12 protein-coding genes are annotated in these 14,300 nt (G+C 41.1%); 7 read left to right on the forward strand and 5 right to left on the reverse strand.

Annotated features, from left to right (window positions below):
- Positions 1-103: 103 nt before the first annotated feature.
- Entirely contained in the window at positions 104-679 is a 576-nt protein-coding gene (locus ACZ5B7_RS06455; protein ID WP_464493151.1) for a TetR/AcrR family transcriptional regulator, read from the reverse strand.
- A 271-nt stretch (positions 680-950) separates the two neighbouring features.
- Between ACZ5B7_RS06455 and ACZ5B7_RS06460 the strand changes: the two genes are divergently transcribed.
- Together ACZ5B7_RS06460 and ACZ5B7_RS06465 are read left to right on the forward strand one after the other, a co-directional pair.
- Entirely contained in the window at positions 951-1,361 is a 411-nt protein-coding gene (locus ACZ5B7_RS06460; protein ID WP_464493152.1) for a hypothetical protein, read from the forward strand.
- 52 nt (positions 1,362-1,413) lie between these two features.
- The gene (locus ACZ5B7_RS06465) at positions 1,414-1,956 is read left to right on the forward strand and encodes a DUF4865 family protein (RefSeq protein ID WP_464493153.1); all 543 of its coding nucleotides are present in this window, start codon (positions 1,414-1,416) and stop codon (positions 1,954-1,956) included.
- A gap of 70 nt (positions 1,957-2,026) precedes the next feature.
- On the opposite strand, the gene ACZ5B7_RS06470 is transcribed toward ACZ5B7_RS06465, so the two are convergent.
- Positions 2,027-2,953: a response regulator gene (locus ACZ5B7_RS06470; protein WP_464493154.1), complete on the reverse strand. Its 927-nt coding sequence runs from the start codon at positions 2,951-2,953 to the stop codon at positions 2,027-2,029.
- Positions 2,954-2,957: 4 nt separating this feature from the next.
- Complete coding sequence (locus ACZ5B7_RS06475) at positions 2,958-4,265, reverse strand: sensor histidine kinase (protein ID WP_464493155.1); 1,308 nt, start codon at positions 4,263-4,265, stop codon at positions 2,958-2,960.
- A 235-nt stretch (positions 4,266-4,500) separates the two neighbouring features.
- Here ACZ5B7_RS06475 and ACZ5B7_RS06480 point away from each other — a divergent pair, with 235 nt between their 5' ends.
- The 3 genes from ACZ5B7_RS06480 (at position 4,501) to ACZ5B7_RS06490 (ending at position 7,966) form a co-directional block, all read left to right on the forward strand.
- Complete coding sequence (locus tag ACZ5B7_RS06480; protein WP_464493156.1) at positions 4,501-5,778, forward strand: cation:dicarboxylate symporter family transporter; 1,278 nt, start codon at positions 4,501-4,503, stop codon at positions 5,776-5,778.
- Between the two features lie 134 nt (positions 5,779-5,912).
- Positions 5,913-6,749, forward strand: coding sequence for a DMT family transporter (locus ACZ5B7_RS06485; RefSeq protein ID WP_464493157.1), 837 nt, complete (start codon positions 5,913-5,915; stop codon positions 6,747-6,749).
- Positions 6,750-6,970: 221 nt separating this feature from the next.
- Entirely contained in the window at positions 6,971-7,966 is a 996-nt protein-coding gene (locus ACZ5B7_RS06490) for an ABC transporter substrate-binding protein (RefSeq protein WP_464493158.1), read from the forward strand.
- A gap of 59 nt (positions 7,967-8,025) precedes the next feature.
- Here the strand turns inward: ACZ5B7_RS06490 and ACZ5B7_RS06495 are convergent, their stop codons facing one another.
- The gene (locus tag ACZ5B7_RS06495) at positions 8,026-8,247 is read right to left on the reverse strand and encodes a hypothetical protein (RefSeq protein WP_423801230.1); all 222 of its coding nucleotides are present in this window, start codon (positions 8,245-8,247) and stop codon (positions 8,026-8,028) included.
- A gap of 375 nt (positions 8,248-8,622) precedes the next feature.
- Between ACZ5B7_RS06495 and ACZ5B7_RS06500 the strand changes: the two genes are divergently transcribed.
- Positions 8,623-10,980, forward strand: coding sequence for a polyprenyl synthetase family protein (locus ACZ5B7_RS06500; protein ID WP_464493159.1), 2,358 nt, complete (start codon positions 8,623-8,625; stop codon positions 10,978-10,980).
- A 56-nt stretch (positions 10,981-11,036) separates the two neighbouring features.
- On the opposite strand, the gene ACZ5B7_RS06505 is transcribed toward ACZ5B7_RS06500, so the two are convergent.
- A complete protein-coding gene (locus ACZ5B7_RS06505; RefSeq protein WP_464493160.1) occupies positions 11,037-12,485 on the reverse strand; it encodes a L,D-transpeptidase family protein in 1,449 nt (482 codons plus the stop codon).
- Between the two features lie 251 nt (positions 12,486-12,736).
- Between ACZ5B7_RS06505 and ACZ5B7_RS06510 the strand changes: the two genes are divergently transcribed.
- Positions 12,737-14,200, forward strand: a complete 1,464-nt coding sequence (locus ACZ5B7_RS06510) for a protein adenylyltransferase SelO (RefSeq protein ID WP_464493161.1) — start codon at positions 12,737-12,739, stop codon at positions 14,198-14,200.
- Positions 14,201-14,300: the final 100 nt, after the last annotated feature.

The following is a 14,300-nucleotide window of genomic DNA, read 5'->3' on the forward strand; positions in this document are numbered from 1 at the left end:
TTGTTCTAAAAACCGACACAAAGTGACACTTGTGTCACTTTTAATAAAAAGTAATTGACACTATTGTCACTAACATTATCTTTTAAAGTGACAGATGTGTCAATTACTTGTTTATGAACATTCCGTGACTGATAATCTCTTTAATCGATTGAATCCAAACATCTTGTTGGATGCCGAAGTGATTCGGAATGGCGATGGTTTGAAAAATAATTCCTAGCACTAGTGCATCAGGAATATGGGTCTTCAGCTTGTTCTCGGCTTTCCCGAGTGTCACAAAGTTTTGCATATAACTGTACATTTCCAAGTGCATTTTTTCTAGCTCTTGCGTATTGTTCAGTACCTTTTCAGTGAGGGAGGAAGGGATTTGCCTGCCTATCTCAATGAGTTGATGGATTTCACTATTTCTAAAAATAAGTTCAAAAAGGAATTCAAATTGCCTGTCAAAGTCATCTAATTGGGCTATTTCCTTTAATTCTGAAAGGAAATGCTTCATCTCAAATAACATATAATCGGTAATCAGTTCTTCCTTATTTTCGAAGTATTTGTAAATCGCGCCGCGGGAAATCTCCATTCGTTCTGCTAATAGACTGAAGGTAAAACCCTCATATCCATGTTCGAGCAGCAGCTGCTTGGTGTACTGAAATAATTCCTCCGTCGAAAACTTGCGCTCCCGTGCCATGATGCCACCTCCATCCATAAATGTAACACGGGGACGGTTCTTTTGCATCATTATTGATGCAAAAGAACCGTCCCCGTGCATCAAATTTTTCCGTTCCGAATGACCTGTTTCATCATATCCTATGCTTTTTTAAAAATAATACCATTAAATGGTTGAACGGACCAATTAGGGAATGATTAAATGAAAAAAAGACATGCTGGTTCCGGATTCCGTCCCACCACCCTGTCATATTTACCCATTTTGTACATCTCTTATATAGAGGTGTATTTTTATGAAAAGGAAACTGATTCGAACGCTCATTGTATTGGTAGTGCTAATCTTAATATATGACGTGAATTTTCGAACAAAAACAGTAACATATTTGGGGGAAGATGCAAATTGGTCCATTAAAATCAACTCAAAATTAGTTGGACTTAATGGTAGTTATAGAATTGAAGTTCAATATAAAGGCAGCAAATCAATCGAGTATATCGATTTTAATATCCATCCACCACATTATGAAGCAGGTATCCCTTCCTTGGACGAAAAGGGCTTTTACCAATGGGAATGTAAGGATGACTGTGGGTTTTATGATAAAGATGAGAAACTCCTCTTTTTTATTATTTGGAAGGAAGGCAACCATTCTGAGGAAAAAATGAGGTTTATTGATTTAAAAAAGATACCGACTAATTGGTGGAAGTAGAGGTACAAGTAAAGGAAAATTGTTAAAATAGTGTCGTGGAGGTGGAGAAAAAATGATTGCAACCCAATATAAGATTACACTGCCGAGCAATTATGATATGAATATAATCAGAGACAGAGTGAAAAATAATGGCCATAAAACAGACGGGTTTGAAGATTTAAAGTTTAAACTCTATTTGATCACTGAAAAAGGAATCCATAATAATTTGCAAAACAGTTATAGCCCGTTATATCTTTGGAAAGGGAATAACGGACTGAACAAGTTTTTATTTAATGGGTTTTATGACAATATCCTAAACTCCTTTGGCTGGCAGCAAGTGAATGTCGGAATTCCCCTGATTGATACCACTACGTCTAAAATCACAGACAATAAGTACATATTTCAAATCACAAAAGAAATTCCACCGCAAGAAAGTCTAAACAACTTGAAGGATAAAATTGCGGAAAGCATCCCGACAATAGACGAGACAGAATATCTTATTATTTATAATCCGGAGAGATGGAAGTACGAAGTGTTTTATTTCTTAAATGATTTAAGTAGCGTAAAAGATGTAAGTGGGGTCGTTTATTCGATTCTACATATATCACAAGGATAATACCTATTGTCTATTTTCTGTTTCATAAAATGGGCAAACATAAACCCAGTCCTTTTTCGGGGCTGGGTTATTACATTCGGTGGTGTATTTCGAAATAGAGCGCTTGGATGAATTTTTTCATGTTGATTCGGAGTGGGCTCGGTGTGGCGGTTTTTTTGTCTTTTAATTCTTTCATTTTTTGCCGGACGGTTGTAAAATCGAAAAACTTTGATGAGTAATTTTCAAACTTTGGGTGGGAAAAGTCTGTCAGCCCTAGTGAAGCGAGGCCATTCAACGATTGATAAATAGCCCTCCTGACACGCTGTTCGGAGGCTTTTATTTCTCTTTGAAGATCTGCCTCGCTGGCTGCTTCACCAAGTTTCTTCAAAGCTATGAATCTAAAAGTCTCCTTAAGGGAAGGAAATCCATTAGTGAATGTTTGCTGCTGTTCGTAGTCATGGAAAAACTGCATAATCTCCAAAAGGTCTTTACCCCCGCTTTCACCGGCAATGCCCAGTTCCGAAAGAAGGAACCGCCCGGCATCAGAGAATGTTTTCCCTTTTTCCCGATGTAAATTGCCCTCTGGTTTTTGAAAGCTAATATTCATCGCATTTTGTATAGACCTTTGGATATCCTGGATGGATTTCTCTAATCGGGCATGCTCGATAACCTTCTTTACAACCGAAACGACCTCGATTTTATTAATCGGCTTTGTTATGTAATGGTCGATCCCCTTTAAGTAAGCTTGTCCAATCAGGTCCTTAGATTCCACTTGTGAAATCATGATGACCTTTCCTTTAAAAACCGGCTTGATTTTCTGGACTGTTTCGATGCCGTCCTGAATCGGCATTAACAGGTCAACTAGTAAAATATCAACCTTCTTCATATCTAAAAGTTCTCCGCTAACCTCGGAACCATTGGCAGCCTCGCCGACGACTTCGCCAAGGTCATCATCTTCAATAATATGGCTAAGCATCGTACGAATCGATATATCATCATCAATGATAAAAAATCGCATGAAATCACTCTTTTCTCGTTATTTTTGCCAATGGCAGGTGAACAGTGAAAGCTGCCCCTTTGCCATCCTCCGAATCATTAAGCAGAACATTGCCATCATGCATTTCTGCCACTTCCTTAACGTAGGTCAACCCAATCCCAGTGGAGGATTTGCCAGTGCTGTCAAACTTTAAAGTGAATCCGGGTTTAAATATGACATCTTTATATTGGCTGGGAATTCCGGGCCCGGTATCCTTAACGCGGATTGTCAGCCAATCTTGATTTTGTTCAGCCAATAGCTTAATTTTCCCCGTTTCATTGATCGCCTCGACGGAATTGGAAACAAGGTTGTTGACAATGGAGGTAAATGTATATGCATGATAATCGGGGTGTGTTCCGCTAATTGAAAAGACGAACTCAATTTTTTTCCCCAACAGCTCAGCATACTTTTTATTTGTCCTTACAATAATTGAAAAAAGGGAGTCAATGTCAATATAATCAAGCAAACTTTCCTCGGTAATCAGTTTGGAAAGCCCGGATAAAATTCGTTGATTATCCTTTTTGATTTCATGAACTTCACCAGCAATCCGCAAGGCTTGCTGAGGAATCCCTGCCAATGAGAAGTCTCTTTGTCCCTCGTTGATTTCGTGCAAATCCTTGTAAAGATTGTAGGATTGTTTGGTGACCTTCTCGGCAAACTGAAGGGTTTTTTTCAAAAGGATGGTCTCTTCATAAAGATTCGAAACGACCATGATCATATGTTCATTTCGCTTTTGGATTTCCGTTTCCTTCAGCTTGGATTCATGGTATTTAAGAGTACTAAATAAACCAACTACAAAAAAACTTCGAAATACAGCGAAAATCAAAATTTTATGGACGGCATCAATAGTTGTTAATTCTTCAAATAAAAGCCTTTCGAAAAACAACTCTGACATTCCAGCCGCAAATTCTGTTACTATTCCCAATAGGCCTATCACCCAAGGCAACTGGTTAAACTGGTGGATTTTCAATAAGAAAAAGACCAAAGCATAGGTGAAATAATAGACAAAGGATGGCAGGTTAGTATGAATGGATACCAGCCAATCAAACGGTTCGAGAAAAATAGCATCAAGAAGGATTCGAAAAACTAGCACGGAAACCCCTGCAAGCGTGCCGCACAAAATAGCGGGTACTTTTCTTAGCCCCAATAAAAAGAGAAAAAGGGCAGGGGGTCCAAAGCTCACCCGATAGACCTCATTAAATGGATAAAATTTCACCTCCCCAGCAAGCGGAACCAAAATGGCCATTGCCGCCAGTAAGGTAAGTTCATTTTTTGAAAAAATTTTAATGTTCAATTTTCGCCACAACCTCATATTCTAACAATCCATCATTTAATGCAAAAAAAATTTGTAGGTTTTTGTAGATTTCTTGTTATATTGTGTAGTTACTATTTTACATTAAGACTAGCCCCACTGAAAACGCTCTCAGTAAATCACTGCCTCAAATTATAGTTTTATTTTAGCTAGAAATCCATTGAAAAAAAACTCTTCTAAGACCAAATCGTTAAAAAAATTAAAAAGAGGTGCTTGAATGAAAAAAATAGGTTTAGCTTGGCAAATCTTAATCGGACTAATCCTTGGTATTGTGATTGGTGCCGTTTTCTATGGTAATCCCGATGTTGCAAAGTACTTACAGCCAATCGGGGATATCTTCCTAAGACTGATCAAAATGATTGTCATTCCAATTGTTATCTCCAGTTTAATTGTAGGGGTTTCCAGTGTAGGTGATACAAAGAAGCTTGGGAAAATCGGCGGCAAAACCATTATTTATTTTGAAATTATCACAACAATCGCGATTGTAATTGGGCTGCTATCAGCGAATATTTTTCACCCGGGTTCTGGGGTTGATATGAGTTCATTACAAAAAACGGATATTGGCAGTTACGTAGATACTGCTGAAACTGTTGAAAGTCATGGCATGGCAGAAACCTTTGTGAACGTAGTCCCGCCAAATTTTATTAAGGCAATTGTTGATGGAAACATGCTAGCCATCATTTTCTTCTCAATTTTATTTGGACTAGGCGTTACTGCCATCGGAGAAAAAGGAAAACCGGTAATTGCCTTTTTCCAAGGGACCGCGGAAACCATGTTCTGGGTAACGAATCAAGTGATGAAATTTGCCCCTTTCGGTGTATTCGCATTAATAGGCGTGACCGTATCTAAGTTCGGTATTGAATCATTACTGCCATTGGGCAAATTAGTCATTATTGGCTATGCGACGATGCTGTTCTTTGTATTGGTGATCCTAGGGGCAGTTGCCAAATTAGCCGGCGTGAATATCTTTAATATCATCCGTCTGCTAAAAGATGAGTTAATTTTGGCCTATTCCACGTCAAGTTCTGAAACGGTAATGCCAAGATTAATGGAGAAAATGGAGAAATTCGGTTGTCCAAAAGCGATTACCTCCTTTGTTATTCCTACGGGTTATTCCTTTAACCTTGATGGCTCAACACTGTACCAAGCATTAGCAGCACTGTTTATTGCCCAAATGTATGGCATCGATTTGTCCATTGCTGACCAAATTTCTTTGATGCTTGTCTTAATGGTAACATCAAAAGGAATTGCCGGTGTTCCGGGGGTTTCGTTCGTTGTTCTCTTGGCCACGCTCGGAACAGTAGGAATTCCGTTGGAAGGACTTGCGTTTATTGCTGGTATCGACCGTATTTTAGATATGGCTAGAACCGTTGTCAATGTCATTGGAAACTCATTGGCTGTAGTGGTTATGTCTAAATGGGAAGGCCAGTTTGATAAGCAAAAAGCAAATTCATACTTGCAATCTTTAAATAATACAAAGCAAAAAGCGGCTTAACATTCAATTATAGAAAAAGGAACCCATTCCAGTGTGGGTTCTTTTTGCAAATTTAGCAGGAAATAAAATATTGCGATATCCCTTCTGATAGATTTAAAATGAGAGAGTAATATGATAGGGAAGAAGGTTTCAGCATGTGGATTGCTGCAGCATTGGTAACTACCTTAAGCTTCGGTACAAATAACACGATTTTTAAATGGAGTACAAGCCGTGGTTTGTCCAAAGTGCATATCCAGTTTTTCTTTTATTTTGTGGCGTTTATCTTAACACTTGCTTATGGAATTTATGTTGGGGATTTACGGTTTAATCTTTATGCCATCATTTTGGGCGGCCTGATTGGCATCTTAAATGCGAATGGCAATATTCAGATGTCCAAAGCATTTGAAAAGGGGCCTGCCAGCTTAACTTCACCGCTCATTGGGGCAAATGCGATTATGCCGATTCTTGGAGCCGCGATTATTTTTCATGAACGAATCAGTCTTTACCATTGGCTCGGAATTGTGGTAATCTTAGGTTCTGCGCTGATGATTCAATATTCGCCGAGTGCAAACCACGGCACGAATTACGGCCCATGGATCTACAGGGTTGTACTTGCCATTCTTTCTTTCGGAATGCTCGGGATTTTAATGAAAACAACATCTTATCTGCATATCAGTTCGCTTAGTACATTAATTTGTATGTATGGCGGAGGCAGCATTTATTTGGGGCTGACAAGCCTGCGGGAAAAGGAAACCTGGAGAAGGTCCGAAGCCAATGTCGGCTCAGTTGCCGGACTGGTCAGTGTTATCGGTTACAGCTGTTATTTCTTTGCACTGCAGACTGGGATTGCCAGCATTATTTTCCCAATCGTCAGCTTGAATTGCCTTGTGGTCATCCTGGCAGGCTGTTGGTTCTTTAAGGAAAAATTGAAACGATACCAGCTTGTCGGCATATTTTCTGCGATTCTTGGGATTATTTTTACAAAAATATGATACGTGGGGACGGTTCTCGTGCTTCAATTTTTGAAGCACAAGAACCGTCCCTTTGCTTTATCAAAAATGAGCAACGCTTTTTTGGTTTAAAGTGATAAAATTTTTATCGAAAATCTATTGTTCTATAACAATAATATATGGTAAAATCTGAATATTATTTATTTTTCAGAAAAATTAAAGCGGTTATTACTGCGTACATAGTCCGCTGAGGGGGAGAAAAGGTGAAAAAGAGTTTAGCCATTGTTTTGATGGGAGTATTGTTGCTGCTTTCTGCTTGTGGTGGGGGAAGCAAGGAAACTAGTGGGGAAAAGAAAGAAAAAGAAGTAAAAATAGGGATTACGCAAATCGTGGAGCATCCGTCCCTTGATGCCGCCCGCGAAGGGTTTATCGCGGCCTTGAAGGATGCTGGTTATGAAGAAGGAAAGAACCTGAAGCTTGATTACCAAAATGCACAGGGCGACATGAATACCAATTTATCAATTGCCCAAAAATTAGTTTCGGACAAGAATGATGTAATTTTAGCTATTGCCACTCCAAGTGCACAGGCTGTATTAAAAAACACGAAGGAAATCCCAGTTTTGTTTACGGCAATCACGGACCCGGTTGGAGCGCAATTGGTTAAAAGCCTTGATAAGCCAGGCGGCAATGCCACTGGAACATCTGATACGCACCCAGATGCCATCAAGAATACGATTGCTGCCATCAAGAAGTTTGTTCCTAATGCCAAGAAGGTCGGCATCATCTATAACAATGGTGAGCCTAACTCGGTTGTAAACGTGAAGAATGCCAAGAAAGCAATCGAAGCAGAGGGACTAGAGGCAGTTGAAACAACTATTACAGCCGGTTCCGAAGTGAAGCAGGCTGCTGAATCATTAGTTGGCCGTGTGGATGTCCTTTACATTCCAAAGGACAATACGGTTGTTGCTGCTCTTGAATCCGTTATTACTGTAGCAAATGCGAAAGATATCCCAACATTTGTTGGTGAAGGAGATTCTGTAAAACGTGGAACATTCGCCTCTTATGGACTAAACTACCATGACCTTGGCTATTCAACTGGTAAAATGGCAGTCGAAATCCTAAAAGGAAAGAAACCGAGCGAAATTCCAGTTGGCTTCCCTGAAAAACTAGAGCTCGTCATCAACAAAAAGGCCGCTGCTGAAGAAGGCATCACCCTAACAGAAGATTTAATTAAGGACGCGAAGATAGTAGGAGAATAAGTGAAACATGGGGACGGTTCTTGTGCTTCAATTTGAAGCACAAGAACCGTCCCCATTGTCTATCTCTTTTTCTTCTTAGAATTATCGACAACAGCCACTTTGCCTTTTTTGATTTCTTCTAAAACCACTTTCACATGTATCGTTTTTTCGTCAATATGCTCGACGTTTGAAACCTTGGCTTTGCGGCCTTTAATGGTTAAATCCTCTCCAACGGCCGGAATACGTTTTAGCAGCTGTGTTAATAAAACATTTTTGTTTTCAAGAAAATGCACAGCAAACATAGGCGGTCCTCACCTTTCATTTGTAATGGGTTGTCTCTCTACAAAAATATTTAATGAAAGGCGGTTTTAGACCAAAAACGCTTACATAAAAACTTGAAATTATACTTAAATTTACTGTTTTTCATTCTCCGGTCTCTAGTTTAAAAAATTTTAAAAGAACTAGTTGCGAAAAAACAGGCAAGTAGACGATGTCTATGTGGACAAGTCTACTTGCTTTTTTGCACTTAATAAGCTTTCCAGTAATAAAGTTATTTTTTTCGCACTATATTTAAATATAATTTGCTAGTTTATAAGAAAAAATGAAGGGGATTGTGGTAATCTCAATTTAATGAGTATTGCAAAAATAAAAAACCTTAAGCAGAGGTTGTGCTTCAAATGATTGAAGAGTTATTATTAAATGCCGATGAGTGCTATCAGCTGGGTGAGGAGAAGGCTGCTGAATATTTTCGGAGGCTATACAAACTGGTCACAGAAAAAAGCTATGTCACTGCTTTGACAAAGGATTTCCAAGAGTGGAAACACAACCATATTCGTCATCCTCTATTAACCTTCCTATTTCGAAGAAGGCAAAGGCCGGATGTTCGGGGATACCACCAATACATACAATGGCTCGACTATACCGGTAAACTGGACCATTATCTGGACCGAAGCATTTCCTATCTTTACATGCGGGACCTCGGCAAATCTCTGGAGTCACCGGAGACACTGGCTAGGATACGGAGTGTTGTGTCCAATTTAAAAAATAACCTGACAAGCCGTGATGACAAAACTGATTTTTTCAGCATGGCCGGATTGTACCGCTGGGCGCAGAAGGAAGGGATTGAATCCGCCTTTATTTGGCTAATGAATAGACTGAAAATCGTATCCGACAACATTCCGGAGGGAATGGATCCCGAGCATGCCAAACGAAAATTGATTAAAATCATTGCGGGGGTCATCCTGCATGTAAATGAAGAGATGGCTGATGAAACTGCCCAAGAAGAACGAAGCCGGAGGCTTGATGAAGCCATCAGGCTGGGCTATGCCTACGGTCTAACCTATCCCTTTATTGACGATCTACTTGATGCCCGTGTTTTGTCCGATAAAGAAGAAGAGGAATACTCCAGTTTAATCCGGACCACCCTTGTTACAGGATCGGTTCCTGATTTAGGCAACTGGACAGGACCTAATGCCAGTCTCATTCGTTATATTCATTCCGAACTCCGCGATGCCTTTGACTATATTAAGTCCCATCAGCATCCGGGAACGAGAAAGCATTTTTTCGAGCAGGCCTATATCTTTTTTAATTCTCAAGAAGTGGACCGCGTTAAAAGTTTATCCAACCCCAATTACACCAATGAAGAACTGTACATACCGATTATTTTAAAAGCGTCTTCGTCCCGATTGATTGCCCGTTCTGTCATCAGTGCTCCTGAGGATGAGGGGTTTGACAGCCGAACCTTCTATTACGGCATTTATAATCAACTGGCCGATGATTTTGCCGATATGTTCGATGACATAAAGGACGGTGCCGTCACGCCGTATACCTACTATATAAAATACCACAACCAGCGCGATGACCTTATCAACCCATTTGAGTTGTACTGGGCGGTTATTGCTAATTTGATTCACAATGTCTTTCACTCCGATCCAAAGACATGCGAGGTCATACTGGACCGCGCCATAAACGGATTGAAGCGATTTAAAGTGCGGATGGGAACGCAAAAATACAACGAAATATTTGGGCTTTTTACCTCAGGAATGCCGCAATTCAATCGTGTGATTCAAAAAATGGTCCAGAAAGCAGACGATGTGGATTTCTTTGATAAGCTGCTGCGCGACCATATTATTACAAATTTAAAAAATGATCGTATGGAGCAGGACGACTTTTTAGATACAATCGAAACGGTTCGCGACCAAATTAACAGGACCTTGAAAATTGAAGATGTACCATTAAGGAATGACCCCATTATCGATGCTGCCAATTACAGTCTTGAGGGTGACGGGAAGCGGCTCCGTCCCATTATGACGTGGGTTATGGGTGTTGATGGATATGGATTGGATGGTTCCTCCATTACCCCGCTTTTACGTTCATTAGAATACATGCATACGGCATCACTTATTTTTGATGACCTTCCATCTCAGGACAATGCTGCAATCCGCAGGGGGCGGCCAACTCTGCATAAGACCTATAACATCGCCATTGCTGAACTAACTGCGCTTTTTTTAACCCAAAAGGCGATCGAGGAACAGACTTCGCTTACCCGGTTCAATGCAGAAACAGTGCTTCGCTTGATTCAATATTCAGCCCAGGTAACAGAGGATATGTGTAAGGGGCAGGCGATGGATCTGGAATCTAAAGGCAAGCCATTAACACTGGATCAACTGAATGTAATGTGCTTTTATAAAACCGGAATCGCTTTCGAAGCGGCTCTAATCATGCCCGCGATTCTTGCACAAGCTCACGCGTCCGAACTGTCCGCCTTGAAAAAATTCGCCAGGCATGCCGGCATTGCCTTTCAGATTAAGGATGATCTTTTAGATTTGGAAGGGGATCAGAACGTATTAGGGAAACCCGCAGGCAAGGATGCTGCTAACAACAGCTCAACGTTTGTATCCATCTTGGGCGCAGAAGATGCGAAAAAAGCGATGTGGGACCATTATTGTCTGGCGATGGACACACTAGAGGAAGTGCCGCGCAACACGACTTTTTTGAAGCATTTACTGAACTATATTGTTAATAGGGATCATTAAAAAGAGGGGACGGTTCTTTTGCTTCATTTTTTGAAGCAAAAGAACCGTCCCATGTTTCAGTATATAACAACCGGTTCGTATGTGCTGAGATTTTCGTAGACGATTTTCATATCGTCTGGTTGTGTGTTGACGCAGCCGTGCGAGCCATCGTTAAGATAGGCATTGCTTGCCCAATTTTTCCGCCAGCTGGCATCGTGGAACCCTTGTCCATCGTTCGTAAAAGGAGCCCAATAATTTACCTGTACTTGATAACTTGGTTTTCCACCGAGTTCCCTGCCTGTTAGTATGGAAGGTGATCGTTTATAAAGAATATACCAAACTCCTGTTGATGTATCATGACCGGTGCTGTGTTTCCCGGTAACGACATTTGTTGTGATGACCAATTTACCATCTTTGTAAATCCAAATTCGCTGTTCGGCAAGGGATACTTCAGCATACGTGCCGCCAATTCCATTGTTCGCGGTTGTATCGTAACCGTAGCCTTCACCCTTCCATCCGTGTCCAATAACATTGGATGCAGAAATGGAGTTCTCTCCCTTTTCAAAAGCAGCTTGAATTTGAGCTGTTTCTTTGTCAACATCTAATGCCCAGCCGTAGCCTTTTCCTTTTACAGATATGACCGAACCCGAGTGGGTCTTAAAGGAGAAGTCTTTATTTAATGTAGATTTTGTATCATTTATTTCCGCAACTTTGTTTTTAATGTCATTCGGGTCAATTGTAACTTTTAAATCCTTAGTCACAGAGGCATTTTTAATTACTTCACTAGCCTTTAAAGAAAAGACTTGATCCTGAACCTTATATTCAACAGTCTGCCCAAGAAGTTCTTGCAGCATTTTCTGTTCATTTTTTACAATTGCGCTATTTTCTTTGATTGGCTGTATGTATAAAGGACTAAGATGAATGTCACTCTTATAATGCTGCTTGTCGTATTCCTTCAATAGGCTTGAGACGTCATATTGTTCTCCATCTTTGCTTTTGGTGATAATAATGCTGCCCTGCGTAAGCTTCGCCGCTGCATCTTGGGGTGCTTTTAAACTTTTATTCATGAATAAGAGCTTTTCTTCCACAAGCTTTTTCATTGTTTCGGTTCGGAATTGGTCTGCCTTTTCAGGTATCAGATGATAACCTTTTGCCTTTGTCGATGGAAAAAATGTCCACTGGCTTTTTAGTATTTTCTTAACCTCAGGCAAATCCTGATCCGCAAAACCCATCTTTGTATCGTTTTCATCTAAAATTTGCTGCTGTCCGACAAAGACCCTATTTTGTAAGACAGTGGTTTGTAATTTTTTCAATGCCTGATCAGCCGTCATCCCACCGACATTTATGTCATTAATCGTAGTCTGCGAATTGAATCGGGTTGCCTGGTAATAACTAATTCCTGCAATTAAAAGTACGATAATAGAGGCGCTGCTTGCTGCAACAAACTTCCAATTTCGATTGCCTTTGACTGATTTGCCTCGTCTGGTAGGTATTTCTCCAACCAGATTCATTTCTGCGTTATTCATAAATCTTCCCCCATAAATGCCTAATAACCTCGGTATCAAGTCCACCGACTTTAATCCCATAACACATTCTAAGTCTACAACAATATTCTTAATTTATCATTAATAATTTACTAGATTTTCATAGTATAAAATAAGTGCTAATTTAAACCCACTTAGGATAAACTGAATATAAATTAGATCATGGGGACGGTTCTTTTGCTTCAGAAGCAAAAGAACCGTCCCCATGCTTCAAAGAAGGGGTAAACGAAAATATGAGTAATCCAGGCTGGAATTTTGAAAATAGTTATGCCCGACTCCCGCAGGCTTTTTTTACTGATACGAATCCTGCACCAGTTGCTTCACCGAACTTGGTTATTCTTAATGGTCATTTGGCATCTGCTTTGGGGTTGAATCCCGAGGCTCTTCAGGGCGAAGAAGCTGTTGCGGTGTTTGCTGGGAATAAAATACCCGAAGGTGCTGCGCCGCTTGCGCAAGCCTATGCCGGGCATCAATTTGGCCATTTTACAATGCTGGGGGACGGCCGGGCAGTGCTGCTGGGGGAGCAAATCACTCCGGACGGAAAACGGTATGATATTCAACTGAAGGGCTCAGGCAGAACACCATTTTCCCGCGGAGGGGATGGCCGGGCGGCGCTTGGACCGATGCTTCGAGAATATATCATTAGTGAAGCGATGCATGCGCTGGGTATTCCGACTACCCGCAGTCTGGCCGTAGTGACTACAGGGGACGCCATTTATCGTGAAACCGAGCTTCCTGGTGCGATTTTGACACGCGTTGCGTCCAGTCATATTAGGGTTGGAACCTTTCAATATGCTGCCGGGAAAGGCAATGTGGATGAATTAAGGATTCTGGCTGACTATACAATAAAACGCCATTATCCAGAAGTCACAGCTGATACTGATAATAACAAGTACCTCTCATTTCTTAAGGAAGTTATAAAACGTCAGGCCTCACTAATTGCCAAATGGCAGCTCGTCGGTTTTATTCACGGGGTCATGAATACGGACAATATGACTATTAGCGGAGAGACCATCGATTATGGCCCCTGTGCCTTTATGGACACCTACGATCCGGCAACCGTATTCAGTTCTATCGACAGGGAGGGACGTTATGCCTATGGCAATCAGCCGTTTATTGGCGGTTGGAATCTGGCCCGATTTGCGGAAAGCTTATTGCCGCTGCTTCATGAAAACGAGGAGGAAGCAGTTAAATTGGCCCAAGAGGCTATTTCAGAATATGACGGGTTATACCGCCAAAATTGGCTTGCCGGAATGCGGGCAAAGCTGGGTCTTATTAATGAAGAGGCAGAAGATGAATCGCTTGCGGAAGACCTGCTTAGTCTAATGCAAAAACATCGTGCTGACTACACCAACACCTTCCGAGCTTTAACATTGGGTCAGTTGGAGGGAGCGAAGCTGTTTAAAGCACCGGAATTTTCCGAATGGCAGAAGCGCTGGCAGGAAAGACTCGGCAGGCAGCAGGAAGCAACAGCGGAATCCCAACAGTTAATGCGGAATTCCAATCCCGCAGTCATCCCGCGCAACCACCGAGTGGAGGAAGCGCTTGATGCAGCAGTCAGTCAAAGCGACTTCAGCGTCATGATGAAGCTGCTAAGTGCTTTGTCGAACCCTTATGCCTACACACCAGAACAGGAAGAATACTGTACAATTCCTGCAGCTGCGAACAGACCATACAGAACCTATTGCGGTACATGATTAGGAAAGGAAAACTTCGTTGGTTTCCGTTTTATTCCAAAGTTTGTCGTAAGACTCCTGAATTTTGTAGTTAGGGAGCAAAATTATGTAGTGAGACTCC

The organism is Neobacillus sp. S1115, assembly GCF_055385565.1.